The following is a 25242-nucleotide window of genomic DNA, read 5'->3' on the forward strand; positions in this document are numbered from 1 at the left end:
ACCCGCTGTTGCGGCTCCCGACCCCTTCGGATGCGAGACGGTCCCAGTGGCCGAGTCACCGACCGACGGTCTCGGGGGATGGGTCCTGCCCGCTCCCAAGAGTCCGCCGACGACGGTCGAGCCGACGTCCGGGGCCAGCCTGCTGCAGAACTACGGGGTCGCTGGCTTGTCGTGGTTCACCTTCGACGACGACTGCGACTTCGGGACGGGAGAGATCACCGACAAGCCGGCTGAAGTCACCGACGGCATCGCCTCCACGTTCTTTCTCCCCGCGGTGCTCTCCGCAGCTGTCACCGTCTCGGCCGGCAATGCCTTCGGCAACCCCGATTGGCTGGACTTCCTCGACCCGGTCTTGCAGCACACGTCGACGGCCATGGCCCAGGCATTCACCGAGCCGCTGATGCCGCTCTTCGTGCTCGTGGCTGCGCTGTCCGCCCTGGTCTTCGCCGCTCGACGTCAGGTCAGTCAGACGCTGCGAGTCCTGGCCTTCGTCCTCATCGGCCTCTGCGTCGTCGGCCTAACCGTCGGGTGGCCGATCAAGGCGTCCAAGGCGGCTGACGACATCGTCTCGAGCGTCGTCCTCGCGGGCCAGAACAACATCATCAACGGCAAGGACGAACTCCCTTCGGACGCAGACCGGGAGCAGCCGGGAACGGTCTTCGTCGGCTCGCTCTACAAGTCGCTGGTCTGGGACGTCTGGCTCCGCGGGCAGCTCGGCTCGGACGACTCCGCGGTGGCGCAGAAGTACGGGTACGAGCTGTACGCGGCCCGCACCCTCACCTACGCCGAGAAGGCTGAGATCAATCGCGACCCCAGCGGCGCGGGGAAGAAGATCTACGAGCAGAAGAAGAAGGACTTCAAGGACGTCGCCGGCAAGATCAAGAAGGAAGACCCCGGGGCGTACGCCACCCTGACCAACTCCAACTTCGGGCAACGGATGGGGCTCGCCCTGGGCGGCTCGCTCGTCGCACCGACAGCGTTCTCCCTGCCCTTCATCGCCTTCGTCCTGCTGCTCCTGTGCTTCCTGTACTGGCGATTCACCGTCATCCTCGGGCCGATGCTCGGCGCGGTCATGGCGATGATGCCGTCCGTCGCCCGCTCGGTGGCTCGCAAGCTCGTAGCCGTCGTCCTCAACACGGTGATCTTCGGCCTCGGGGCCGCGGTCTACATCTCGCTGGCCACCTACATCACGCAGACCGACGAACTGGCCTTTGGCTGGCAGTGCCTGTGCATCGCGGTCCTGACACTCGTCGGCTGGATCGTGCTCCACCCGGTGCGCGCCCTGACCCGCTTCACATCGCTGAACATGCCCGGGGCCGACGGCTCGCAGGCCTCCGGCGTCGTCAGTGTCGCCAAGACAATGCTCACCATCGCCGCCGGCACCGCCATCGGGCGCAGCGCCGCCGATGACGAGGAGGAAGAGGAGGACAACGACGGTCCGAAGGAGAAGTCGACGCACCAGTGGAGAGAAGGCACCCAGAAGGACGACGACGCAGCCGCACCCGACAAGGCGCAGGCGCAGGCGCCACAGCTTGGGACCACACCCGCTGCCTACTACGCCCAGTTGCCAGAGGCTGCCGAGACCCCGACCTATCGACACACTCCGGAGTCAGCGGGTAGCGAGGATCGTCAGCACGACGTGGTCTCGTCGGTGGTGATCACAGACGCCTCCACCGATCGGGTCAGCGATACCGCTGCAGACCGAAGGGAGTCCCCGGCGCCGGTCGTGGTCGTCGAGCACTCCTCGGATGAGTACGAGGTCCCCGCGGTGACGGCCGATCCGGTCGAGACCGTGGTCGACGCAGCACCCCGGCGCTACGACGCCGGACTGGACCACAACCCCTTCGACAACCCGGACGAGGCCGGATGGGTCTTCTACGACGCATCGACAAAGAGCTTCGTCACGAGCAACGGCCAGGACGAGACCGAGCGAGGGGAGGCGTCATGACCACAGGCAAAGTCGTCCGGGCGGTGATCGCCACCGTGGCGATCATTGCGGCCATCGTCGTCGTCCGCTTGCGGCCCGCCGCCGAGACCCGACCCACTTCGCCGGTCACCGTGACCGCCTCGAGCTCTGCGCCGACGACGAGCATCCCCGAGGGCGCGCTCCAGGCAGACGGGCGAAGGGGGGATGAGCCCTGGCAGAGGACGGCGCGTTCGTTCATCAACCGGTATCCGAACACGCAAGGGGGTAAGTCGGCGTGGTTGGCGCGACTTCGTCCGGTCGTGAGCGATGACCTCCACCGCAGCCTCCAGACCGTCCACCTCGCCAACATCCCTTCCGGCACCTTCGAGCCCGGTCAGGTCCAGCAGACCGCCGAAGTCGGCGGCGTGATGCGCTTCCCCCTTCGCGGCGGCGATGTGGCAGCCGTGGACGTCTCGGTGTCGACCTCGGACCAAGGCCGACTACGGGTCACCGGCTTCGAGCCGGTCACCGACGGGAGCGTGTACTGATGGACCCGTGGATCGTCGGTGCTCGCCTGGCATGGCGGTACCGAGGGCTGATCGCCGCCGCCTCGGTCGTCTTGGTCATCGGAACGTGGCTCTTCCTGCTCATGGTCGTAGCCGCAGCTAGTGGTGGGTTCTCCACCGAGGAGGACTCGCCGATGGTCGGGGCGTCGGTGACCTGCGTGGGCGCATCCACGAAGGGGTCCACACTCACGCAGGAGCAGGCCAACAACGCGGCACAGATCATCGCCGTAGCGAAGCGACTGAAGATCTCCACCCGCGGGCAGGTCATCGCGATCGCGACCGCGCTCCAAGAGAGTTCACTGCGCAACCTCGACCACGGCGACCGGGACTCGCTCGGTCTCTTCCAGCAGCGGCCCAGCCAGGGCTGGGGAACACCGGCCCAGATCCGTGACATCGACAAGTCCACCGAAGCCTTCTTCGGGCGCGCCAAGCACACCAACAACCCAGGGCTGCTCGACGTCACGGGATGGAAGTCTCTCCCGGTCACCGTCGCAGCACAGATCGTCCAGGGCTCCGCGTTCCCCGAGGCCTACGCCAAGCACGAGGCCCGATCCGTGGCCATCGTCGAGGCCGCCAGCGGCGAGACCGGATTATGCGAGGAGGTCTCGGTCGGTGGGGCAGGCGCGTGGAAGGCGCCCCTTCTGACCAACGGGCTGATGAAGTCCTCGTCCTTCGGGATGCGGGTGCACCCGATCACCGGCGCTGCCCGCATGCACGAGGGAACCGATTTCGCCGCTCCCGAGGGGATGCCGATCACGTCCATGAGCAAGGGGCAGGTCGTGCACGCCGGAGTCATGGGCGGCTACGGCAACCTCGTGATCATCGATCACGGCGCCGGGGTCACGACTCGCTACGCACACATGAGCCGTATCGACGTGAAAGCCGGCCAGGGGGTGAAGGCCGGGCAACGCATCGGAACCGTGGGCAACACCGGCCAGTCCAGCGGCGCCCACCTGCACCTCGAGGTGCGCATCCGCGAACAAGCCGTCGACCCGCTGTCGTGGCTGAAGGACAAGGGACTCGATCTGACAGGGAAGGACTCCTGTGTGGGACAACGTGCGTCGTTACGCTGTGGCCATGACAACGGGTGACGTGGCCAAGCTGCTCAAGCGGGCCCGCGAAGCCTCGGCCGAGGTCGAGAAGCTCGAGGCCTCTCTGGCCGCTGCCCTGGAACAGCGCAACGCGATCTTCCTCGAGATCGCCTCCGAAGGGGTCTCGGCCAGCAGGATCAGCGAGGCTGTCGGCGGCAGAGTCGGCACGAGCGGTGTCCGGTACGGCATCCTGAAGGCGCAGAAGCGGTGAACCTCGTATTCCTCGAAGTAGTTTCTGGAACGGACAGGGGAGTGGCGCCTTAGTCGACTCGCGATCGGGGGCGGTTTCGGAAGCCCTCGCGGCGCCTGCGGAGCGATGTCTGCAGGGGGACACATACTGTGGCCACGAGGAGCGAAGCGAGCGGGCGAGGGTAGGTACATGAAGCGCATCCCAAAGGGTCGGCTGGAACTGACATGGATGGGCAAGGACTCTGCTCTCATCCCAGTTGAGGACGGCAAGTACGACTACGCCTGGGTCGACCCGAGCGACCCCCGCGCCCGCGAGGTCAAGTCCATCGAGGTACTGGAGCAGGTCGGGGAAGTCGACGACCCCGCAGGCACGGACGAGAACCTGCTCATCATCGGAGACTCAGGCGACGCCCTACGCTCCCTCGGGACCATCCCGGAGTACCGCGACAAGTACGCGGGTCAGGTCAAGTTGGTCTACATCGACCCTCCGTTTAACACGGAGCAGACCTTCGAGCACTACGCCGACCAGCTGGAGCACTCCGTCTGGCTGACGATGATGCGCGACCGCATCCGCGAGATTAAGCCATTACTAGCTTCCGATGCGTCGGTGTGGGTACATCTGGATGATGCGGAGGTGCACCGAATGCGCCTCCTGTTGGACGAGGAATTTGGTGCTGAGAACTTCGTCGCCACGGTGATCTGGAAACGCCGTAACGATCCGCGCAATACGGCGCCCCATATTTCGATGGACCACGACGTGATGCTCGTCTACGCAAGCGACAAGCAACGGTGCGTCTTCAACCCGTTGGTTCGCACCGCGTCGATGAACTCCGCGTACGTCAATCCTGATGACGATCCCCGGGGACCGTGGAGGCGAAGTGACATGGCTGCCCGAAACGAGTACTCGAAGGGCTTGTATTCGATCACCACGCCGGGCGGTCGCTTCATCGAAGGACCCCCCTCGGGCAGTTACTGGCGGGTCTCCGAGGATGAGATGCATCGCCTCGACGCTGACAGGCGCATCTACTGGGGTCCGGACGGTAAGTCACGGCCTTACATCAAGCGCTTTCTGACCGAGGTGAAAGACGGGCGCGTCCCGTCCACTGTTTGGGCGCCCGAGGAGGTCGGGTTCGTGCGCAACGGCAAGGAGGAGACGCGCTCCTTGGTCGGGGATGTTTTCGCCACACCAAAGCCGGAGCGCCTGATGGCCCGAGTGTTGCAGATCGCGAGCAATCCGGGAGATCTAGTGCTGGACTGCTTCGCAGGTTCCGGGACGACTGCTGCTGTCGCGCACAAGATGGGTCGGCGTTGGGTGACCGTGGAACTATCGGAGAGCAATGTGAACTCCTTCGTTTTGCCGCGCCTCCGGAAGGTCGTAGACGGGGCCGATCCTGGAGGAGTCACTTCCATCACCGAGCGAGTAGCGGTTGCAGACCTCCCAGACGGGGTTAGCCCTGAGGAAGCCCAGAAGTTCACGACCTTGATCGGGAAGTTCGCAGACCAGCAGACCCTTCCTATCAACATCATTGACGAGGCCGCGAAGGCGGTTCGCCAACTCGCCAACGGCGGTGAGCCTCGGCTGACGAGCGAAGAGTCGAAGGCCCTCCTTGGCCTGCTCAAAAAGGTCAAGCTTGGCTCGGATGGCGGTGTGACGATCGATGTCATGCCAGAGGCGCGAAAGTCATTGCGTGCTGCGGCCAAGACCCGTGATCAGTCCACCACGGTCTGGAAGGGTGGCGGAGGCTTCACAGTCGCAAAGGTGGGTCCCTCGATGTACGAGGTGGACGATGAGGACGGATCGGTGTACCTCGCTGCCGAGGCGACCAACGGGGCCTGGTCGAAGGCGGTCGCCGGGCAGTTGAAGTTCACCCTCACTCCCGGCGACCCGGTGTTCTGCGGTGTGCGGAAGCGTCAGCGGCTCGCGGTGATCGACGGTGTAGCCGACGAGACGGTTGTGCGGACGGTGGTCGAGCACCTGGGCGAGCAGGAGAAGGCGGTGATCGTGGCCAAGGGCGTGCTCCCAGAGGCCTCCGAACTGCTTCAGAGCCTCTCGCCTGGGTCGCGGATCAAGAAGGCTCCAGGGGACATATTCCCGAACGGGACGGTGAAGTGAGATGAGGGTGGAGATCACCTGCGACGACGCTCTGATCGAGGAGATTGCGGCCCGTTTCGACTTGCGCCAGCCGAACAAGAACGCACTCTCGGAGATCGTGCGGCGGATCGCGGAGGGCACGTCCGCGTATGAAGAGATGATCGCGGATCTCGCCACGGGTGTAGGTAAGACCTTCCTCATGTCCTCGTTGATCGAGTACCTCGCGACCCAAGGGGTCCGACATGTGCTCGTGGTGACGCCAGGGGCAACGATCCAGCGCAAGACGCTGGCGAACTTCGACGCGGCCTCGGCCAAGTACGTGTCCGGGGCGGACATAGAGCCGTTCATCGTCACGCCGGACAACTTCCAAGCCGCCAACGTGGGGTCGGTTCTGCGGGACCCGAGGCGGCTGAAGGTGTTCGTCTTCAACGTGCAGCAGTTGATCCGCCCGACAGACAAGGTGAGCCGCAAGGTCCGCTCCGAAGACGAGAACCTCGGTGATGCGCTCTACTCACACCTGGAGAGTGCCGAAGACCTGTTCGTGATCGCGGATGAGCACCACGTCTACCGCGAGAAGGCCAGGGCGTTCTCTGCGGCGATCCGCGACCTTAACCCCGTGGCGCTCATTGGTCTGACCGCGACCCCGGACAAGGCGGACCACGACAAGGTCGTCTTCCAGTACACCCTCGGTGAGGCCATCGCCGACGGGCATGTCAAGGTCCCGGTGATCGTCTATCGCAAGGACGGGACCAAGGACGAGCGCACCCAACTGGCCGATGCCTGTCAGCTGCTGCGGCACAAGGAAGAGGCGTACGCGGTCTATCGCGAGACCAGCTCCGATGCGCCTGAAGTCAAGCCTGTCCTGTTCGTGGTTTGCCAGACCATCGAGCACGCAACCGAGGTGGGACAGGTGCTTGCCCAGCCAGGCCTCATCGGAGACGGCTCGCAGGTTCTGGAGGTCACCTCGCAGTCCTCTGACGAGGCCCTGGACGCCCTGGCCAAAGTCGAAGAGGCTGACTCCCCGATCCGGGCCATCGTGAGTGTGAATATGCTCCGCGAGGGTTGGGACGTGAAGAACATCGCCGTGATCGTGGCGCTTCGCAAACTTGCCTCCCAGACCCTGACGGAACAGATCCTCGGTCGGGGCCTGCGTCTACCGTTCGGATCCCGCACGGGGCTGCCGATGGTCGACCAGGTGGACCTCGTGGCGCACGATTCTTACAAGCAATTGCTTGACCAGAAGGACGTCCTTCGTCAGCGCATTCAGCTTCCCTCGTCCTCGCTAGAGGTGGATGATCAGGGCTTCGCCACGACTTCGGAGATCGATCCCACGCAGCCGCTCGACCCTAGTGCCATGCCTGCTCACTACGGCTCAGGTGGAGGAACTGGGCCAGGTGGTGGCGTGGCTCCTATGCCTGGTCAGTGGGCACTCTTCGGAGACGGCTTCGATGAGGAAGGGGAAGGTGGAACTGAAGATGTCCGCGATGCCGTCACTTCACCTCTGGTCTTCGACGAGACCGAGAACCGACTCGCGGCTGCAGCTCCGGTGCCACGGGGCAGAGTCAACGACGCGCCCCAGATCATCTTCCCTCGCAGGGATTCACTTCTAGCTCAGGCGCCGTTCTCTCTGTCGGACATCCCGGATGGAGATGCTGAGCAGGCTGGGGTCGCCTTCATCAACGAGGTGCCTACGTTCATCTTCCGTGATGCGTTGGAGGCTGAGCGAGTCGGTGATCAGGTCTCGATCAACGTGGCCCCACAGGCACACGAGACAGCGCAGCAGACCCTCGAGGGGCTCGATGTAGTCTACGACGACCTCGTCGAACTGATCATGCAGCAGCCCGAGGTGCCGCAGGAGAAGTCCAGCAAGACCGCCTCCAAACGTCTTGTACGAGCGTTTCTGAAGGGGGCTGGGGTACTCAACGACGGTGAAGCAGGCGAGTGGGGTCAAAAGCGCCGAGAGCAGGCCGTAGAGGGTATGCGTCGCCTGATCCGCGAGAAGATCGCCAACCGCAAGCAGCAGGTGCAGTTTCACTTCACGCCAGTCACGCTCCCCCTGGAACCGGTCCCCGTTCCAACTGAGGGTCTTGCGGCTCATGCCCCGGGTAAGTTCCGCAAGAACGCGCCTTATGTAGGCTGGAAGCGCAACGTGATGCCGGTCGCGACGTTCGATGCCGGCAGCACCGAGTTCGAACTGGCGCGGCTGATGGACCGTGACCCGAACATCGAGTGGTGGCTGCGTGTCTACGTCGGTGGGCAGGCATTCATCCCAACACCAGAGGGTCGGTACTTCCCTGATTTCATCGCCCTGGACATCAAGGGCGTGTTCTGGTTGATCGAAGGCAAGGCTGACGACAACGCCCAGGACGCCGATGTACTCCGCAAGATCGAGGCGGCTCAGGTCTGGGCGCGCGCCGTGCGCGACGAAGAGGACTTCGGGACGTGGCGCTACATGTTCGCCACCGAGTCCGACATCAAGCAGGCGGCGGGCTCGTGGAACTCGTTGCTGGTCACGACGAATCCGGAGTAGGCCCGCTATTTGACGAGCGACCAGTTGCATGTTGATCAGGAGCGCTAGTGATGCCCGTCGGTGGCCGGACATGGCACGGGTGGTGTCCGGTGAGGCATCCTGAAGGCTCAGCAGTCACGCTGAGGAGGCGATGGTCGTGCGGAGCGTGCCGAGGTATCCCGAGGTCCGGGAGGATGGCTCGTTGTGGGTGCCCCTCGCTCCACCGCCGGCGCCGACCTACCGGCAACTCTCGGTCGATGATCGTGACGTAGTCGGTCAGCGAGCAGTGGTCTCGTACTCCACCGAGTGGCTCTTGGAGCTACGCGTTTTCAGCGACCCCTATGAGGAGCGCACGGATAGTTCACGGTGGGTTGTCCACCTGTGTGACGAAGCAGCGTGGCACGTCTTTGAGCGTTACGGGCAATGCCCCTCGAACGCTGAGAGCCTGGTGGCATCGGTGGCGTTGGTCTATCTCGTGTCTTCCCCATGATCCACACTGAATCCGCTGCAGCGGCTCTGGCACTTACTCTGCTTGAGGGACAAGAGCCGCGACGGTCGCACGTGGCAGGCGTTGGTGAACTGGCCGAGTCGATTGCTGTGCTGAACCCGGGGGTGGTGCCTAGGTGCGTGGTCGCATCAGCGTGGCTGCACGACATCGGGTATTCGCCCTCGGCAAAAGACACGGGATTCCATCCCATCGACGGCGCCAGATATCTTAGGCAGCGATCTTGGCCAAGCGAGGTGTGTGCTTTGGTGGCCTTCCATACGGGGGCTGAGATGGAGGCCATGGAGCGCGGAATGTGGGATGCTTTTACTCTGTTTCAGAGGCCAGCCTCTGAGGATTTAGATCTTCTTACGATGTTCGATCTATTTGTCGACCCGGAAGGGAATCGAACCACCCCAGAGGCTCGAGTCGACGAGATTCTGCGGCGGTATCGGCCAGAGTCGCCCGTTCACCGTGCGGTGACACGTTCTCGATCTCAGTTATTAACGGCTGCGGGTCGAGCGCAGGAGAGAATCATTCGCTGGGCTTAGCGAATCGCAACACTGCCCTTGAACGCAAGTGCGTCATCGATTCGTTGAAGCATGGAGGGGTGTACGTTACGTCGCGCCAACTCGTCCCGCGTCACCCACTCGACGGCGTCGCTCTCATTGCTGGTCTTCGGGGACCCCCCGGTCACGTGGGCTAGGAAAGATATTGAGAATTGTTGCCGTACTTCACCGTCGTCATACGCCATCACATGGCGAGGGTTTGTGTACAGGCCGGTGACTTCATCCACGTCAACGTTGTACCCTGTTTCCTCGAATACTTCTCTGACCACGGTGTCTCGGATGCTTTCGCCGAACTCATGGCCGCCTCCAGGCAGGGCCCATTTGTTGTTGTCGGTCTTGTGGATCACGAGGATTCGATTGTCTGGATCCGACACCACGGCTACAACAGATGGAACCACACTGTTGATCGAGGGCGCGTTGTCATCGTCAATGTAGTCGACTCTTCCCATGCGTCGACCCTACGTGAGCGAGCTCGCGGGAGGTGCTCCGATGGTCCGGTCCACCTTCGCCTTTGCCGTGGGCCAAGTTCGGTTGGTGCGCAGACGGGCTAGGGGGTGCATTGGGGTCGCTGCCCCGGCGACCTTCACTCGGCAGAGTGCCGCCTGCCACCGGACCACCCGCGCTCAAAGCTAGCGATGTAGTGGTCGAAGAGTCTGCCTCCATCCAGTTTCCGAATATGCAGGACTGGAGAGTGGCTGGCGGGGGAGCCCAGCGCATGAGGGTTCACTAGCGCGTTGTCGTCGAAGCGGAAGATTGAGGCGTAGACCGTCACGTCGTGGGCTCTGGCCTCGATGCCGGGGGTTGCCAGCACCGGTGAGAGGTAGTTCCACGTGAGTCGGCAGCGCGACGCCAGAAGGTCGCCAATGCCTTCTTCTTCGCCACGCTCGGCCACGCTGCGTGACGCTGGGTCTCCGAATAGGAGCCGGACTCGTACCCCGCGTCGTGCTGCGCTCGTCAGCAGACCGCCAAAGTCTGGAATGGCGTCGTGGAGGAAGCTGCCTGCGAAGGCCCATAGGTCGATCTGTGAAGTGGCAGATTCGAGGAGGTGCACCCAGGTGTCGATCGGGACGGCTCCGCGATTCGGGTAGAGATGGGCCAGCTCGCTCTCGGTCGCCTTAACTGACCGGGGGTCCGAAGCAACCTCGGGCCAGAGGAAATGTTCGTCCTCACCGAGCAAGGCTGCGATTTGAACTCGGTTGCGACGGTGGGGGACTCGGCTGAGCGTCACCCATCGTTCCACGGTCTTGGGGTCAACTTCGATGCGCTCAGCGAGGTCAACGTATGTCTTGCCAGCCGTGCTCATGGCGCTGCGCAGTCTCTCGTTAGACATGGCACTCCTTGCCTTGGGACGCGATGGGACGTCTCAACGCTAGCAGAGACGTCCCCAAACGTCCCGCTGTGCCCTGATGACGTCCCTGCCTGGGCGGCTTTCCTAGAGGAACTGCAGGGGCAATGGGCTCCCGCTCAAGCGAAGGAGAGTGTCATGGCTGTCAGCCGCAGGATGGAAGTGGTGTTCGAGTCGGTCTTCCCTAATGGGGCCTACCTCGTCGGGGACGTCGAGCCGGTGGGAGACTTCAACCAGGACGCGCGGCCGGATGGGACCCGACCGCAGCAGACCGACCCGGAGACGGGAGAGCTGATCTGGACGGTGCCGGTGCTTGACGCCGACCCCGAGGCTCGCAAGAACGAGAAGACGATCAACGTCAAGATCTCTGCCCGTCAGCAGCCGGTCCCGCCGGACAACCCGGGCGACCTGCCGTTCGTGCCGGTCCTGTTCGAGGGGCTGACGCTCACCCCGTGGATCGATGACAACGGGGTCCGCCCCAAGCTCGCATGGTCCTACCGGGCCAAGAGCATGAGCGCCCCCGGCAAGTCGTCCAAGACCTCGGGTGCCGGTCGCGCGGAGTCGGCGGCTGCGTGATGAACATGCTCAGGGTGTGGGGTGGCCGCGCGGCTCGTGGGTTGCTGCTCGCGGGGCGTGCGGCCGCCCCTGCGCTCGGGTGGCTTGCGGCGTTGTGGCTGGCCCTTGTCGCTATGTCCATGGTCGCGGGCTCGATGCCACCGGTCATCGGCGACTTCGAGGTCCTGCCGGTTGGTCCTTGGGATGTCTCGTGGGCGGCGCAATGGGAAGGACCAGCGCGTGCCGCCGCAACCGCCCTCGGCTGGGTGGCTGCAGTCTTCGTCGTCGGGTCCATTGCCTGGGCGACGTGGCTGCCTGACTCGGCTGCGGCGTGGATCGGGCGTCGCGACGTGCGTCGTTCCTTCCTCGACGTCGCGCGTTCCTGTGGGCTCTCCGAGCGAGTGGAGGCCGGCAACGAGACTCATTGGACCGACCCGCGCCTCCTGCGCGTGAAGTCCCGCGGAGGCGTCGTCATCGCCCGAGTACGGGCACGACGTGGCCAGTCCGGGGCCGAGGTCGTCGCCGTCGCGGAGAAGATCGCCGCCGGCGTTGGGGCTGCCGCCTACCGCGCGTCGCTCGTCTCTCCGTCGGTGGCTGAGCTGCGACTGACGATGTTCGATGCCCTCGCCCGGTCGACGGTCGCGGACCTGCCCGAGCCGACGCATACGGGCGCCATGATCGAGCCCGTCGACGTGGGCCGTGATGAGTCTGGGATGCCGTGGCGTCTGTCGCTCGTCGGCCGACACACCCTCGTCGCCGGCCGCTCCGGCTCCGGCAAGGGCTCGGTCCTCTGGGGTGCGGTCGCTTCCCTCGCCCCGTGGATCGCCCAGGACACCGTCCGCATCCACGGCGTCGACCTCAAGCGCGGCGTCGAGATCGCCATGGGTGATGGCCTGATGTACCGCACCGCCTACCGTCCCGAGCAGGCACTCACGGTCCTGCGTGACCTGCTGACGATCATCGACGCGCGCGCGACCCGCATGGTCGGACAGACCCGACTTCATGAGCCACTGCCGGGCGACCCCCTCCACGTCCTCATCATCGACGAGCTCGCCGCGCTGACGGCCTACGCCGATGTCGAGGTGAAGAAGGAAGGCAACCGCCTCCTCGCCGAGATCCTCACTCAAGGTCGAGCCATGGGCGTGGTGGTCATGGCCTTCGTCCAGGACCCGAAGAAGGAGACGGTCCCCGCTCGTGGTCTCTTCACCCAGACGATCGCCCTTCGCCTTGCGTCTGCCGACGAGGTGCGCATGGTCCTCGGACAGGGGATGAGCGACGAGGCGCCCGCGCACCGCATCCCCATGAACATGCCTGGTGCCGGCTACCTCGTCACCGAGGAGGGTTCGGTGGCTCGCGTTCGCGCCGACTACTGGCCGGACCACCTAATCAAGGCCACAGCCGCTCGATTCCCGGCGGCCAAGCGTTGGGTCCCTCCGCTCGAGAAGACCTCGACGGCAGGAGCTCACTTCGTCCGGGTGACCGAGCCCCAGCCCGACGAAGGGAGCCAGCCGCCCCGTCCGCGATCTCCGCGGAAACGGTCGCCTCGGCGCCCGGCACACACGACCGAAGCAACGAATGTCATTGCACTGGAAGGAATGGGCCATGCTCCCGAATGACCGGACCCGCGCAGCAACGCGCACCCTCGCAACCCTCAACACCCATGGCGCCTGCGTCGGGCATCCCCACCCGGACTGGTGGTTCCCCGAGCGCGGCCACGACGACACAGACAAGGCCCTGCTGGTCTGCGACACCTGCCCGGTCCGTCGCATGTGCCGCGACTACGCGCAGACGTGGGACGACCGGGGCGTCTGGGGTGGGAGCACTGACGACGAGCGACACGAGCGCCAACTCTTCGTCGTCCCTGCGGAGTGGGCCGACATGCCCCTTCCCGGTCTCGAGCTGGGTGAGACCGCATGAGCTGGATGCTGGCCGTCGCGCCATCACAGGTCCTGCCCCTTCGTTCCGGACTCGGCAGGGGCTCGGCCGTGGCCTGCGACGAGTGCCAGACGGTCTTCGTCCGCCGGGTGGACGGTCGGGTCATCTTCCCGACGACCTCCGACGCCATCGCCGCGGCCACGACATTTTGCGAAGGGTGGTCCTACGTCATCGGCGACTGCGTCGACCACCTGGCGTGTGAAGACTGCGTCGTTGCGCACGCCGCGGTGGGTGAGTTCTGATGCCTGCCCGGCTGCGATTCGGCCTGAACACCCAGGCACGCAGCATGATCACGGCGCACGGAGTCAGCCTCCGGGAGTACCTGGACTTCTGCGGGCACGGCTCCTCGTGGCGTGGCGACGAATGCGGCTGCGAGGACGACCGGTGCCGTGGCCACCACCACGCGGAGCTCGAACCATGCGGCTGCCTTCCGGTCCGCCTCGCCGACTTGCTCGAGCAGCGCTCGGCCACGGATCGCGCCGACTTCGGTCCGGGACTCGACGAGGCGTGAGGACGATGCGAGGCATCCAGACACGTAGCCGGGCGCGCTGCATTGCCCTGGTCATCGCGGTGCTCTCGCTGTCGCGGCTCGTCCTGCACCTGCTCGGGTGGTGGCCGGTGTGACTGTCGGACAACGGCTCGACGGCGACCTCACGGGCCTGACCCATCGCTCACGGGATGCAATCCAGCAGCTGCTCTCGCGCGGCAGCCTCGAGGACTTCGCGCAGGCCGCCAGCCGAGTCGGGTTCTGCCAGAGACCCATTCGCCTGGCCGGGCACTCATCGAGCGTCGACACGGCCACCGGCGAGGTCCTGTCGACATTCACGTCGAATGATGCGCCGACGGGTGTCCTCCTGACCCGCTGTGGCAACCGCCGCGAATCGGTGTGCACCTCGTGCTCCCGGGTCTACGCACGCGACACCTTCGAGATGATCCGATGCGGCCTCGAAGGGGGCAAGGGCGTCCCCGGAGCAGTCGCCGAAAACCCGCTCGTCTTCGTCACGGTGACCGCACCCTCCTTCGGCGCCGTCCACTCCACCCGAGGTGGCCGCACCTGCCACCCCCGCGGACACGCGACCTGCCCCCACGGCCGATCGCTCTCGTGCACCCAACGTCACGACAAGGACGACGAGGCCGTCGGCTCACCGATCTGCCACGACTGCTACGACTACCTCGGCCACGTCGTGTGGCAGTTCCACGCCCCCGAGCTCTGGCGCCGAGCGGTGCAGGACGTCAGCCGGCAGCTCGCCGCCCGTCTGGACGTGCCGGTCTCCAAGGTCTCCAAAATCGCCTCACGGCAGTACGGCCGCACCGCAGAGATGCAGGCTCGAGGAGCCGTGCACTTCCACGCGCTGTTTCGCCTTGACGGCCCCGCGGAACACGGCATCGGTGCCGCCTGTGCCGTGGACGTCGACATTATGGTCGAGGCCATTCACGCTGCCTTCGCCCGAACCCGCGTCGTCGCGCCCAGGACCGGAGAGCAAGACCTCGAGCGGGCACTGCAGTGGGGGAGGCAAATCGACGTGCGCGTGGTGCGCGAAGGCTGTCGTACCGATGACCCCGACGGACCCATCACCGGCGAGCAGGTCGCCGCGTACCTGGCCAAGTACTCCACCAAGGACACGTCACTGTCGGTCCCCGACGGCGAGCACGCTCGTCGCCTCCAGCGCACCTGCCAGGACGTCCACGACCTCGCAGTCCTTCGGGCCGAACGGCGACGTGCGGGGGAGGACCTCGAGGCCCCCGTCGACTCCGAAGGACGCGACCATTACGCGCTCATCGGCAAGTGGGCCAAAGAGCTGGGCTACCGCGGGCACTACTCGTCCAAATCGCGACGCTACAGCGTCACCTACCGGACGCTGCGTCGTCGCCGAGCACGATTCCAACAGGTCATAGGAGACGAGACCGAGCGGGCCAAGCGAGCCGGCCGACCCGTCGACCCGCAATCCGTCGAGGAAGCCCTGCGGGCAGAAGCCGACGAGTCGGCCACCCTCGTCGTCGGCGTCTGGGAGTTCGTCGGGGCCGGCTGGACCAACGAAGGGGAATCGGAGATCGCAGCGGCTGCAGCTGCTCGAGCACGTGAGTACGCACAGCACCGCGCAGCCATCACCAACTGACGACACAAGGGGAAAGGGCACGACGATGAACACGAAAGAACTGCAGGACCTGGCGCTTCCGATCTACCTGACGACGGCGGAAGTGGCCACACTGGCAAGGGTGGATGCCTCCACCGTGTGCCGCTGGCGCCAGCGAGGAGAGGGACCGCGCGTGACGTGGCTGTCTCCAACGATGCCGCGCTACCTGTGGGACGACGTCCAGAAGTGGCTCAAGCACGCGGCGGCCTGAGATGACGATCGTCAAGAGAAACGGGCGGTACTACGCCAAGTTGAAGTCCGGGCGCGACTTCATCGCAGGCCGCACGTTCGACACCCAGCGGGAAGCCAAGGCCTGGCTGGCTCGGGAACGTGCCGCGCTGGACGGGGGTGTCGACCCTCGAGCCGGACGCGAGCGAATGCGGGAAGCATTGAAGCGCTGGCTGGAGATCCGCCGGACTACGGTCGCCGTCAAGACGCATCGTGCGGACGGCGATCTGATGCGCCTGACCCCGCCCAGCATGCTGGCGCTGCAGCTGTCGGCCATCTCTGAACGGGAGGTGAGCCGCGTCTTCGTGCAGCTCCTGGCCGACGGACTGGTCGAGTCCTCGGTGGTCCGCTACCGGGCCAGCCTGTCGTCCTTCTTCGGATGGTGTGTCCGCGAAAAGCTGATCCTGACCAACCCGGTCACCGCGGCCAAGGTCCCTAAGGGCTCCGAGGAGCGGGCCGAGATGATGCCCTTCACCGAGGACGAGCTCTGGGAGGTCTTCGAGGACTGCCGGGCGAAGAACGAACGCTTGGCGAGCATCGTCCTCGTGCTCGGATGGACCGGGCTGCGCTGGGGCGAGGCTCGAGCAATGACGGTCGGGGACGTCGTCCAGCTGCCGACCGCCGGCCTGATGGTGCGTCGCTCGAGGTCGGAAGGCATCGACACGAAGTCGACCAAGGGTCGCCGGTGGCGGAGGGTGCCGGTCGCGGACGGGATCGTCCCTCACCTCGAGGCCCTGGCGGAGGGAAAGACCGAGCGAGACCCGCTCTTCACGACCGACGCGGGCGGGCTGCTCAACCGCACCGCCTTCATCCGAACCCTGAAGTGGAAGGAGACCGGCCGGGGCCGGCGCCTGCACGACCTGCGGCACACCGCCGCCTGCCTCTGGCTCGCCCGCGGAGTCGACCTCGGGACGGTCCAGGCGTGGATGGGACACGAGTCCGCGTCGACGACGAACCGGTACCTGCACTTCCTCGGAACGGGGGCCGATCGGGCGGGTCTCGAGAGGCTGAATTTGGGCTGGGGGTACCAGGGGGGTACCAACTTGCGCGCGACGGGGGAGCGGTCATGACGGTATCGACGCCGGGAATGACGAAGACCCCCGATTTCTCGGGGGCCTTGCGTGGAGCCGCCTGTCGGAATCGAACCGACGACCTTCTCATTACGAGTGAGACGCTCTAGCCGACTGAGCTAAGGCGGCGTGCGCCCGTGGACGCGAGGCACGAGTATACGGATCAGCGGCCGGGCGGCGTAATCGAGTCGGCCGGGACCTCGCCGGCTGTGGCGATGAGCTCCAGGACGACGTCGGCGACGACGTCGGGATGGGTCTCCATGAGCCAGTGGCCGGCGTCGAGCTCCCGGGTGATCGCCAGCTCCGGCCGGTCGCCGGCGCGGCGACGGACCTGCTCGGCGGTGTAGGAGGTCGAGGCGTCGGCGAAGGCCGCGTCCTTGCGTCCCCACACGTACGCGGTCGGGATGACGCGACGGTGCGCGCTGGGGCGGGGGCCCCCCTTCGCCCTGCGCTTGCGCCACATGAGGGTGGGGGAGAGGGCGGCCCGGTACCAGGCGAAGGTGCCCTCGGCCGCGCCCGGGGTCTTGAGTCGCTTGGCGTCGTACGCGGCGCGCTCGCGGGGCATCCCGATCTTCTCGAGGACCTGCTGGCCGAAGAGCCGGAAGAACACGACCGGGATGACCGGCAGCGCGAAGCCGGCCATGTACAGGCTGTGCTTGGCCTGGTCACCGTGGCGGAACCCGTGCGCCATCCCGCCCCCGTTCGGGGTGGAGAGGACCGTGAGCGTCTCGACCCGCTCGGGCGCCCGCGCGGCGACGGCCCAGGCCAGCGCCCCGCCCCAGTCGTGCCCGACGACGTGCGCGCGCTCGCAGCCGACCTCGTCGAGCAGGGCGACGACGTCGTCGACCATCTCGGTGAGCTCGTAGTCGAGGTGGTTGCCCGGGCGTGCGCCGGGGGAGTAGCCGCGCAGGTCGGGGGCGATGACCCGCAGCCCGGCGGCCGTCAGGCGCGGCGTCACGGCGTGCCACGAGGTGCGGTCCTGCGGCCAGCCGTGCAGCAGGACGACGAGATCGGCGCCCTCGGGGCCGGAGTCGTCGACGTCGAAGGTCAGTCCGTCACGGGAGTAGTAGCGCACGACTGCACGCTAACCCGCGGGCGGGCAGGATGGCTGCGTGACCTCACCGCGATTCGTCTTCCGGCACGTCTGGGAGCTGCCGGGCCCCCCGGGCGACGTGGTCGAGGCCCTCGCCGACGTGGAGCACTACTCGCGGTGGTGGCCCCAGGTCAGATCCGTCGAGCCGCTCGGCGACGGCTCCGGGCGCGCGGTGATCCGCAGCCTCCTGCCCCTGACGCTCCACCTGCTCCTGCTGCGCGAGACCGAGGACCACGAAGGGGGGCGCCTGCGCGTCCGCCTCGACGGTGACCTCGTCGGGTGGGCGAGGTGGTCGGTCGACACCGCCCCGGGCGGCAGCCGGGCGCTGTTCGAGCAAGACGTGAGGGTCGCCGCCCGGTGGTCCCGGGCGGCGACCCTCGCGCCTGCGGTGCTGCGCGCCAACCACGCGTGGATGATGCGGCAGGGCCGCGCCGGGTTGGCTCGCGAGCTCAGCCCTCGTCGCTGAGCGGGTTCTCCTTCGTCGCCAGCTCCTCGCGCGCCTTGGCGGCGGCGGCCTTGATGTCCTCCTCGGAGTGACCCATGTCCTGCGCCGGGACGTGGCCCGAGCTGGGCATGGTCCACCGGGCGGTGGTCATGCCGGCGGCCTTGGCGCGCTCGATGGCCTCGAGGATCGTCGTCTCGGCCTCGTCGCGGCCGGCCCAGTGGGCGCCCTCGACGGACTTGCCGGGCTCGAGGTCCTTGTAGGTCTCGAAGAAGTGCTGGATCTCGAGACGGTCGAACTCGCTGATGTCCTCGAGGTCCTTGATGTGCTCCTTGCGCGGGTCGCCCGCCGGGATGCACAGGATCTTGTCGTCGCCACCGGCCTCGTCCCGCATGTGGAACATGCCGATCGGCCGGGCGCGCACGAGGCAGCCGGGCCAGGTCGGCTCGTCGAGGAGCACGAGCGCGTCGAGCGGGTCGCCGTCCTCGCCGAGGCTGTCCTCGATGTACCCGTAGTCGCTCGGGTAGGCCATGGAGGTGAAGAGCATGCGGTCGAGGCGGATGCGACCGGTCTCGTGGTCGACCTCGTACTTGTTCTTCTGGCCCTTCGGGATCTCGATGGTGACGTCGAACTCCACAGGTGTACCTCTTGTCCGTGATGGGTGAACTATTCTCGGCCCCAGTGTTCCACCACCACAGCCACAACACCGCAGGGGGCCGCGCGTGCGACGCACTCTGATCGCCGTGACCTCCGTCGCAGCACTCGTCGTCGGGTACGGCGCCGCCGATGCCTACGACCGGGTGCCCGGTGTCCTCACGATCGACGAGCCGGTGTCGCAGCAGGCCCCCGAGCCGGTCGACGTCGACCCCGTCCTGCCCCCCGCCTCCACCGAGGCGCCCGCCCCCACCGAGGGTGGGCTGGCCACGGCCCTGCGGTCCGACCTCGAGGACCAGGCCCTCGGCTCCCGCGTCGGCATCGTCGTGCGCGACGCCCTCACCGACGAGGTGCTGCTGGCCCGCGGCGAGGACCGGGCGCAGACCCCGGCCTCGACGGCCAAGCTGCTCACGGCCGCAGCGGTCGCCGAGCGCGCCGACCTCAGCCGCGTCATGACGACCGAGGTCGTGCAGGGCGAGGGCGACGAGCTCGTCCTCGTGGCCTCGGGCGACACGATGCTCGCGCCCGGCCACGGCGACCCGACCCAGGTCGAGGGCCGGGCGGGTCTGGCCGACCTCGCCGAGGAGGTGGCCGCCTCGCTCGGGACGAAGGGGGCGCAGCGCCACACCCTTCGCCTCGACGCCACGTACGCGGCCGGCGAGCGCTACGCACCGACCTGGGACATGGCCGACGTCGCCGCCGGCTACACGCAGGGCGTGACGATGATCGGGCTGGCGGGGGAGCGCCCGATCCCCTTCCGTGCCTCACCGCGATACCCGGAGCGCTCGGTGCTCACCGCCTTCGCCAAGGCGCTCAAGGCCGAAGGGGTCAAGGTCTCCGTCGACGACTCGGCGAGCACCTGGCGCCGGCCCGCGCCCCAGGGCGCCGAGGCGCTCGGCGCGGTCGACTCCGCGCCGCTCGGCGACGTGCTCGCGCTCGCGCTCGACGACAGCGACAACGCCCTCACCGAGAACGTCGCCCGCCAGACCGCCGTCGCCGACGGCGCCGGCGCCTCCTTCGCGCAGGTCGCCGGCTGGGTGCAGTCGACCCTCGAGGGCGCCGGCGTCGACCTCACGGGGGTGAGGCTCAAGGACAGCTGCGGGCTCTCCTCCGGCCAGGTCGTCCCGGCCCGCGTCATCTCCGACGTCATGCAGCTGGGGATCACCGGGTCGGCCACGACGATGACCCAGGTCCTCTCCGAGCTGCCGGTCGCGGGCCTCACGGGGACCCTGCACGACCGCTTCCACACCGACGACACCCGCTCGGCCGCCGGCGTCGCCCGCGCCAAGACCGGCACGCTCACGGGCACCTCGGCGCTCGCGGGCACGACGACGACCGCCGAGGGCCGGCTGCTCACCTATGTGGTCGTCGCCGACCGGGTCCCGTCGACGACGGGCACCCTCGGCGCGCGGGCCGCGTTGGACCGCGTGGTCGCCGACATCACCGCCTGCGGCTGTCGCTGACGGGCCCCGGACTGTGAGGATGAGCGCGTGACGCAATACGTCGACTGGAAGTTCGCCAAGACCGCCGGTGCCCGGCTCGTGCCGCCCGGCCCTGACGTCAGCCATGACGAGGCCGCCGAAATCGTCGGTGAGATCCACGAGCACGCCGACGCGGCCGTCGCCCCGGTCGCGGCGACGTCGCGGATGCACGCGCCGGGGGACGCCCCCGCGCCGCTCGTCGTGGACCGCCCCACCTGGATCGAGGTCAACGCCGACTCGATGGCCGCGATGCTCACCCCCGCGCTGGAGGCCGCGGCCAGACGCCGCGACCGGGAGCCGTGGGGACCGGCCCAGGCGGTCGGCTCCAAGCTCACCGGCGCCGAGGCCGGCGGCATGCTCGCCTTCCTCTCGACCAAGGTGCTCGGCCAGTACGACATCGCGCCGGGCGGCACCCCGGCCCTCCTGCTCGTCGCGCCCAACATCGTGACGACCGAGCGCGAGCTGGCGGTGAAGCCCCGCGACTTCCGCCTGTGGGTCTGCCTCCACGAGGAGACCCACCGCGTGCAGTTCACCGCCGTCCCGTGGCTGCGCGAGCACCTCATCACCAGCGCGCAGGGGCTCGCGACCGAGCTCATGCCCGACTCGGAGGCGCTGCGCTCGCGCTTCGAGCAGGTGACCAGCCAGCTGCCCAAGGTCTTCAGCGGCGAGGGGCAGGGGCTCGCCGAGCTCGTCATCACCCCCGAGCAGCGCGAGCGCCTCGCCGAGGTCACCGCCGTCATGTCGCTGCTCGAGGGCCACGCCGACGTCGTCATGGACGACGTCGGGCCGGCCCACGTCCCGAGCGTGGCGGAGATCCGCGCCCGGTTCAGCCAGCGCCGCAAGGGCGCCGGGGCGGTCGACCGCCTGCTGCGCCGCCTCCTCGGCCTCGAGGCCAAGATGCGCCAGTACCGCGACGGCGCGACCTTCGTGCGCACCGTCCAGGAGGTCGTCGGCGTCGACGGGTTCAACGCGGTCTGGACCTCGCCCGAGACGCTGCCGACCGCCCGCGAGATCACCGACCCGACCACGTGGGTGCGTCGGGTGCACGGCTGAGGTGGGCGCCGGCCACCCCGCGCAGGCGGACTGCCGAAGGGGGGTCCGCGCCGTCCTCGAGGGGTTGCCCCCGGGCTCGCTGGCGCTCGCCGCGGTGAGCGGGGGGACCGACTCCCTCGCGCTCGCCGGCGCGCTCGCCGCCGAGGGCCCGGCCCACGACGTCACCGTCGGCGCGATCGTCGTCGACCACGGGCTGCAGGCCGGCTCCGCCGACACCGCCCTCCTCGCGGCCCAGCAGTGCGGCGACCTCGGGCTGGCCCCGGTCGCGATCGTCCAGGCCGTCGTCACCTCCTCGGGTGGCGGGCTCGAGGCCGCGGCCCGCGAGGCCCGGTACGCCGCCCTGGCCGACACCGCTGCGGCGATGGGGGAGGAGCACCCCGCGGTCGTGGTCCTGCTCGGGCACACCCGCGACGACCAGGCCGAGCAGGTCCTGCTCGGGCTCGCCCGTGGCTCCGGCGCCCGCTCGCTGGCCGGCATGGCGCCGCTCGTGGTCCGGGAGGGGGTCCCCTTCGTCCGGCCGCTCCTCCACCTCCCGCGCACGACGACCGAGCAGGCCTGCGCGGCGTGGGGACTCGTGCCGTGGGAGGACCCGATGAACGCCGACCGCGCCTACACGCGGGTGCGCGCCCGCGAGGCGCTCGCCGCGCTCGAGGCGGACCTCGGCCCCGGCCTCACCGAGGCCCTGACGCGCAGCGCCGACCTGCTGCGTGACGACGCCGACCTCCTCGACGACCTCGCCGGGCGGGCCGTGCCCGACGACGACCCGGCCGGCGTGCCGGTGACCGACCTGACGGAGCTGGCCCCCGCCCTTCGCTCGCGCGTGTGGCGACGACTGCTCGTGCGGGCCGGCGCGCCCGCCGGGGCGCTCACCGCCCAGCACGTCGCCGAGTGCGACCGGCTGCTCGTGGACTGGCACGGTCAGGGGCCGCTCCACCTGCCCGGCGACCTGCGGGTGCGTCGGGCCGACGGCCGGGTGCACATCGGGCGTGCGACTGGTGGACAATGAGAGCGGCCCGGACCGCTTGCGAAGGAGAGCTGTGGACTCCCAGGACATCAAGGACGACCTCGTCGAGGTGCTCATCACCGAGGAGCAGATCCAGGCACGGCTGGCGGAGCTCGCCGCCGAGGTCTGGGAGTACTACCGCGACAAGGACGTGCTGCTCGTCGGCGTCCTCAAGGGAGCGGTCATGGTCATGGCCGACTTCATGCGCCACCTGCCCGGCTCCGCGCCGATGGACTGGATGGCGGTGAGCTCCTACGGCTCCGGCACCAAGTCCTCCGGCGTCGTGCGGATCCTCAAGGACCTCGACACCGACATCACGGACAAGCACGTCCTGATCGTCGAGGACATCATCGACTCCGGCCTCACCCTGTCGTGGATCCGGGCCAACCTCGGCTCCCGCTCGCCCGCGTCGGTCGAGATCCTCACCCTCCTGCGCAAGCCCGAGGCGGCCAAGGTCGAGATCGACACCCGCTGGGTCGGCTTCGACATCGCCAACGAGTTCGTCGTCGGCTACGGCCTCGACTACGCCGAGGGCTACCGCAACCTGCGGGACGTCGCGACCCTCGCGCCGCACGTCTACTCCTGACCCGGGAACACCGCGGTGCAGGTGCTCGTTGGCCACTGAGCCGGGAGGGCACGGGGTTCGGGTAGTTTCGTCCTGATCCCCCGGCCGTGCCGGTGGCCGCCACGTCGTCGAGTCAGGAAGTCCGGGAAGCCCCCGTACCCGTATGAACGCCAAGAAATTCTTCCGTTCCCCCGCCTTCTGGGGGCTGCTGCTCGTGCTGGTCTTCGGGCTGATGTTCCTCAACCGGAGCAACAACGAGTACGCGCGCGTCGACACCTCCGCCGCGGAAAAGCTCGTCACCGACGGCAAGGTCAAGGACGCCCACTTCACGACCGACAACCTGCTGCAGCTCGACCTCAAGGACGGGCAGACCTACAGCGACGGCGACACGGTCAAGGACGCGGAGAAGGTCGAGACCGAGTTCATCGACGCCCGCGCCGACCAGATCCTCAAGCTCGTCGACGACAACGTCGAGGGCGTGCAGAACGACACCGTCGAGCAGCCGAGCGTGTGGCAGAGCCTGCTCTTCTCGATCCTGCCGCTGCTCCTCCTCGTCGGTCTCTTCTGGTTCATCATCAGCCAGGCCCAGGGTGGCGGCTCCAAGGTCATGCAGTTCGGCAAGTCCAAGGCGAAGCTCGCCAGCAAGGACACCCCCAAGGTGACCTTCGCCGACGTGGCCGGCGCGGACGAGGCCGTCGAGGAGCTCCACGAGATCGTCGAGTTCCTCCGCGACCCGAGCAAGTTCCTCGCCGTCGGCGCCAAGATCCCCAAGGGCGTGCTGCTGTACGGCCAGCCCGGTACCGGCAAGACCCTGCTCGCGCGGGCCGTCGCCGGCGAGGCGGGTGTGCCCTTCTACTCCATCTCCGGGTCGGACTTCGTCGAGATGTTCGTCGGCGTCGGCGCCAGCCGCGTGCGTGACCTCTTCGAGCAGGCCAAGGCCAACTCGCCGGCCATCGTCTTCGTCGACGAGATCGACGCCGTCGGCCGCCACCGCGGCGCCGGCCTGGGCGGCGGCCACGACGAGCGCGAGCAGACGCTCAACCAGCTGCTCGTCGAGATGGACGGCTTCGACGTCAAGACCAATGTCATCCTCATCGCGGCGACCAACCGGCCCGACATCCTCGACCCGGCGCTCCTGCGCCCGGGCCGCTTCGACCGCCAGATCGCCGTCGAGAACCCCGACATGATCGGCCGCCACCGCATCCTCGAGGTGCACTCGGCCGGCAAGCCGATGGCCCCCGGGGTCGACCTGCTCGCCGTCGCCCGGCGCACCCCCGGCATGACCGGCGCCGACCTGGCCAACGTCCTCAACGAGGCCGCGCTGCTCACGGCCCGCACGGACAAGCAGTTCATCGACGACGCGATCCTCGACGAGGCCATCGACCGGGTCATCGCCGGCCCGCAGAAGCGCACGCGCATCATGAGCGCGCAGGAGCGCAAGATCACCGCGTACCACGAGGGTGGTCACGCCCTGGTCGCTGCGGCGATGAACCACACCGACCCGGTCACCAAGATCACGATCCTGCCGCGCGGGCGGGCCCTCGGCTACACGATGGTCATGCCGCTCGACGACAAGTACTCGACGACGCGCAACGAGATCCTCGACCAGCTCGCGTACGCCCTCGGTGGCCGCGTCGCGGAGGAGATGATCTTCCACGACCCCTCCACCGGCGCGGCCAACGACATCGAGAAGGCCACGGGCATGGCCCGCAAGATGGTCACCGAGTTCGGCATGAGCGAGCGCGTCGGTGCGGTCAAGCTCGGCCAGTCCCAGGGCGAGGTCTTCCTCGGCCGCGACATGGGCCACCAGCGCGACTACTCCGAGAACGTCGCGACGATCGTCGACGAGGAGGTGCGCCGCTTCATCGAGGCCGCCCACGACGAGGCGTGGCACGCGCTCAACGACAACCGCGACGTGCTCGACCGCCTCGTCCTCGACCTGCTCGAGCACGAGACGCTCAACGCCAAGGAGCTCGCGGTGATCTTCACCGACGTGCGCAAGCGGCCCGTGCGCCCGACGTGGCTGAGCAGCGAGCACCGCACGATCTCCGACATCCCGCCGGTGCTCACCCCCGCCGAGCAGGCCGCGATGCGCTCCCGCGAGAGCGAGCACGCCCGTGCCGCCGGCTCCGCCCCGGCGACCGACCCCGACGTGACCGAGGCGATCGACCGGGCCGCCGAGGAGGGCGCGACGATCTACCCGCAGGAGCACCCGCCGACCGAGGTCCGCGAGGTGCCGCCGGGCGGGACCGTCGACGGCGACGGGCGCCACTGAGC

24 protein-coding genes and 1 tRNA gene are annotated in these 25242 nt (G+C 67.7%); 20 read left to right on the plus strand and 5 right to left on the minus strand.

The window, feature by feature from the left end; genetic code table 11:
- The first annotated feature begins 46 nt into the window (after positions 1–46).
- The 6 genes from ABC138_RS02265 to ABC138_RS02290 all read left to right on the plus strand — a co-directional run bounded on the left by ABC138_RS02265 (position 47) and on the right by ABC138_RS02290 (position 8374).
- Complete coding sequence (locus tag ABC138_RS02265) at positions 47–1948, plus strand: hypothetical protein (protein WP_345912629.1); 1902 nt, start codon at positions 47–49, stop codon at positions 1946–1948.
- Positions 1945–2454: a hypothetical protein gene (locus ABC138_RS02270; protein ID WP_345912630.1), complete on the plus strand. Its 510-nt coding sequence runs from the start codon at positions 1945–1947 to the stop codon at positions 2452–2454. The genes ABC138_RS02265 and ABC138_RS02270 overlap by 4 nt, the downstream gene beginning before the upstream one ends.
- The gene (locus ABC138_RS02275) at positions 2454–3563 is read left to right on the plus strand and encodes a M23 family metallopeptidase (protein ID WP_345912631.1); all 1110 of its coding nucleotides are present in this window, start codon (positions 2454–2456) and stop codon (positions 3561–3563) included. The genes ABC138_RS02270 and ABC138_RS02275 overlap by 1 nt, the downstream gene beginning before the upstream one ends.
- Positions 3550–3774 (plus strand): hypothetical protein, encoded by a 225-nt coding sequence (locus tag ABC138_RS02280; RefSeq protein WP_345912632.1) that lies wholly within the window; start codon positions 3550–3552, stop codon positions 3772–3774. The genes ABC138_RS02275 and ABC138_RS02280 overlap by 14 nt, the downstream gene beginning before the upstream one ends.
- A gap of 168 nt (positions 3775–3942) precedes the next feature.
- A complete protein-coding gene (locus ABC138_RS02285; RefSeq protein WP_345912633.1) occupies positions 3943–5865 on the plus strand; it encodes a site-specific DNA-methyltransferase in 1923 nt (640 codons plus the stop codon).
- Positions 5866–5872: 7 nt separating this feature from the next.
- The gene (locus ABC138_RS02290) at positions 5873–8374 is read left to right on the plus strand and encodes a DEAD/DEAH box helicase family protein (RefSeq protein WP_345912634.1); all 2502 of its coding nucleotides are present in this window, start codon (positions 5873–5875) and stop codon (positions 8372–8374) included.
- 1010 nt (positions 8375–9384) lie between these two features.
- Here the strand turns inward: ABC138_RS02290 and ABC138_RS02295 are convergent.
- Complete coding sequence (locus tag ABC138_RS02295; protein ID WP_345912635.1) at positions 9385–9855, minus strand: NUDIX domain-containing protein; 471 nt, start codon at positions 9853–9855, stop codon at positions 9385–9387.
- Between the two features lie 134 nt (positions 9856–9989).
- Positions 9990–10709, minus strand: a complete 720-nt coding sequence (locus ABC138_RS02300; RefSeq protein ID WP_345912636.1) for an XRE family transcriptional regulator — start codon at positions 10707–10709, stop codon at positions 9990–9992.
- A 180-nt stretch (positions 10710–10889) separates the two neighbouring features.
- Here ABC138_RS02300 and ABC138_RS02305 point away from each other — a divergent pair, with 180 nt between their 5' ends.
- The 8 genes from ABC138_RS02305 (at position 10890) to ABC138_RS02340 (ending at position 16674) form a co-directional block, all read left to right on the plus strand.
- On the plus strand, positions 10890–11327 hold the full coding sequence (locus ABC138_RS02305) for a plasmid replication, integration and excision activator (RefSeq protein ID WP_345912637.1): 438 nt from the start codon (positions 10890–10892) through the stop codon (positions 11325–11327).
- 245 nt (positions 11328–11572) lie between these two features.
- On the plus strand, positions 11573–12922 hold the full coding sequence (locus ABC138_RS02310) for an FtsK/SpoIIIE domain-containing protein (RefSeq protein WP_345912638.1): 1350 nt from the start codon (positions 11573–11575) through the stop codon (positions 12920–12922).
- The gene (locus tag ABC138_RS02315) at positions 12909–13223 is read left to right on the plus strand and encodes a WhiB family transcriptional regulator (RefSeq protein WP_345912639.1); all 315 of its coding nucleotides are present in this window, start codon (positions 12909–12911) and stop codon (positions 13221–13223) included. The genes ABC138_RS02310 and ABC138_RS02315 overlap by 14 nt, the downstream gene beginning before the upstream one ends.
- A complete protein-coding gene (locus ABC138_RS02320) occupies positions 13220–13483 on the plus strand; it encodes a hypothetical protein (RefSeq protein ID WP_345912640.1) in 264 nt (87 codons plus the stop codon). The genes ABC138_RS02315 and ABC138_RS02320 overlap by 4 nt, the downstream gene beginning before the upstream one ends.
- Positions 13483–13752: a hypothetical protein gene (locus ABC138_RS02325; RefSeq protein WP_345912641.1), complete on the plus strand. Its 270-nt coding sequence runs from the start codon at positions 13483–13485 to the stop codon at positions 13750–13752. The genes ABC138_RS02320 and ABC138_RS02325 overlap by 1 nt, the downstream gene beginning before the upstream one ends.
- 109 nt (positions 13753–13861) lie before the next feature.
- Positions 13862–15358: a replication initiator gene (locus ABC138_RS02330; protein WP_345912642.1), complete on the plus strand. Its 1497-nt coding sequence runs from the start codon at positions 13862–13864 to the stop codon at positions 15356–15358.
- Between the two features lie 25 nt (positions 15359–15383).
- On the plus strand, positions 15384–15587 hold the full coding sequence (locus ABC138_RS02335; RefSeq protein ID WP_345912643.1) for a hypothetical protein: 204 nt from the start codon (positions 15384–15386) through the stop codon (positions 15585–15587).
- A 1-nt stretch (position 15588) separates the two neighbouring features.
- A complete protein-coding gene (locus ABC138_RS02340; RefSeq protein ID WP_345912644.1) occupies positions 15589–16674 on the plus strand; it encodes a tyrosine-type recombinase/integrase in 1086 nt (361 codons plus the stop codon).
- A gap of 52 nt (positions 16675–16726) precedes the next feature.
- On the opposite strand, the gene ABC138_RS02345 is transcribed toward ABC138_RS02340, so the two are convergent.
- Together ABC138_RS02345 and ABC138_RS02350 are read right to left on the minus strand one after the other, a co-directional pair.
- A tRNA-Thr gene (locus tag ABC138_RS02345) sits at positions 16727–16803 on the minus strand.
- Between the two features lie 34 nt (positions 16804–16837).
- Positions 16838–17749 (minus strand): alpha/beta fold hydrolase, encoded by a 912-nt coding sequence (locus ABC138_RS02350; RefSeq protein ID WP_068321206.1) that lies wholly within the window; start codon positions 17747–17749, stop codon positions 16838–16840.
- A gap of 37 nt (positions 17750–17786) precedes the next feature.
- Between ABC138_RS02350 and ABC138_RS02355 the strand changes: the two genes are divergently transcribed.
- On the plus strand, positions 17787–18233 hold the full coding sequence (locus ABC138_RS02355) for an SRPBCC family protein (RefSeq protein ID WP_068321210.1): 447 nt from the start codon (positions 17787–17789) through the stop codon (positions 18231–18233).
- Here ABC138_RS02355 and ABC138_RS02360 read toward each other — a convergent pair.
- Entirely contained in the window at positions 18217–18846 is a 630-nt protein-coding gene (locus ABC138_RS02360; RefSeq protein ID WP_068321213.1) for an inorganic diphosphatase, read from the minus strand. The two genes, ABC138_RS02355 and ABC138_RS02360, sit on opposite strands and share 17 nt — an antisense overlap.
- 85 nt (positions 18847–18931) lie before the next feature.
- On the opposite strand from ABC138_RS02360, the gene dacB reads away from it, so the two are divergent.
- The 5 genes from dacB (at position 18932) to ftsH (ending at position 25240) form a co-directional block, all read left to right on the plus strand.
- Positions 18932–20326, plus strand: a complete 1395-nt coding sequence (gene dacB, locus ABC138_RS02365; RefSeq protein ID WP_068321216.1) for a D-alanyl-D-alanine carboxypeptidase/D-alanyl-D-alanine-endopeptidase — start codon at positions 18932–18934, stop codon at positions 20324–20326.
- Between the two features lie 27 nt (positions 20327–20353).
- Positions 20354–21397 carry a zinc-dependent metalloprotease gene (locus ABC138_RS02370; protein ID WP_338537569.1) on the plus strand — a complete coding sequence of 348 codons (1044 nt, stop codon included), beginning with the start codon at positions 20354–20356 and terminating at the stop codon, positions 21395–21397.
- Position 21398: 1 nt separating this feature from the next.
- On the plus strand, positions 21399–22403 hold the full coding sequence (gene tilS, locus ABC138_RS02375; protein WP_345912645.1) for a tRNA lysidine(34) synthetase TilS: 1005 nt from the start codon (positions 21399–21401) through the stop codon (positions 22401–22403).
- Between the two features lie 31 nt (positions 22404–22434).
- Complete coding sequence (hpt, locus tag ABC138_RS02380) at positions 22435–22986, plus strand: hypoxanthine phosphoribosyltransferase (RefSeq protein ID WP_068426202.1); 552 nt, start codon at positions 22435–22437, stop codon at positions 22984–22986.
- Between the two features lie 142 nt (positions 22987–23128).
- Positions 23129–25240: an ATP-dependent zinc metalloprotease FtsH gene (gene ftsH, locus ABC138_RS02385; protein WP_068426204.1), complete on the plus strand. Its 2112-nt coding sequence runs from the start codon at positions 23129–23131 to the stop codon at positions 25238–25240.
- Positions 25241–25242: the final 2 nt, after the last annotated feature.

This window comes from Janibacter sp. LM (assembly GCF_039631275.1).
In the GTDB taxonomy this organism is placed as follows: Bacteria; Actinomycetota; Actinomycetes; order Actinomycetales; family Dermatophilaceae; genus Janibacter; species Janibacter terrae.

Bases quoted from the DNA above. Each gene is read 5' to 3' on its own strand.
- ABC138_RS02270 (WP_345912630.1), top strand. From the start codon at position 1,945: ATGACCACAGGCAAAGTCGTCCGGGCGGTGATCGCCACCGTGGCGATC.
- ABC138_RS02275 (WP_345912631.1), top strand. From the start codon at position 2,454: ATGGACCCGTGGATCGTCGGTGCTCGCCTGGCATGGCGGTACCGAGGG.
- ABC138_RS02280 (WP_345912632.1), top strand. From the start codon at position 3,550: ATGACAACGGGTGACGTGGCCAAGCTGCTCAAGCGGGCCCGCGAAGCC.
- ABC138_RS02285 (WP_345912633.1), top strand. From the start codon at position 3,943: ATGAAGCGCATCCCAAAGGGTCGGCTGGAACTGACATGGATGGGCAAG.
- ABC138_RS02295 (WP_345912635.1), bottom strand. From the start codon at position 9,855: ATGGGAAGAGTCGACTACATTGACGATGACAACGCGCCCTCGATCAAC.
- ABC138_RS02300 (WP_345912636.1), bottom strand. From the start codon at position 10,709: ATGAGCACGGCTGGCAAGACATACGTTGACCTCGCTGAGCGCATCGAA.
- ABC138_RS02305 (WP_345912637.1), top strand. From the start codon at position 10,890: ATGGCTGTCAGCCGCAGGATGGAAGTGGTGTTCGAGTCGGTCTTCCCT.
- ABC138_RS02315 (WP_345912639.1), top strand. From the start codon at position 12,909: ATGCTCCCGAATGACCGGACCCGCGCAGCAACGCGCACCCTCGCAACC.
- ABC138_RS02320 (WP_345912640.1), top strand. From the start codon at position 13,220: ATGAGCTGGATGCTGGCCGTCGCGCCATCACAGGTCCTGCCCCTTCGT.
- ABC138_RS02325 (WP_345912641.1), top strand. From the start codon at position 13,483: ATGCCTGCCCGGCTGCGATTCGGCCTGAACACCCAGGCACGCAGCATG.
- ABC138_RS02335 (WP_345912643.1), top strand. From the start codon at position 15,384: ATGAACACGAAAGAACTGCAGGACCTGGCGCTTCCGATCTACCTGACG.
- ABC138_RS02340 (WP_345912644.1), top strand. From the start codon at position 15,589: ATGACGATCGTCAAGAGAAACGGGCGGTACTACGCCAAGTTGAAGTCC.
- ftsH (WP_068426204.1), top strand. From the start codon at position 23,129: ATGAACGCCAAGAAATTCTTCCGTTCCCCCGCCTTCTGGGGGCTGCTG.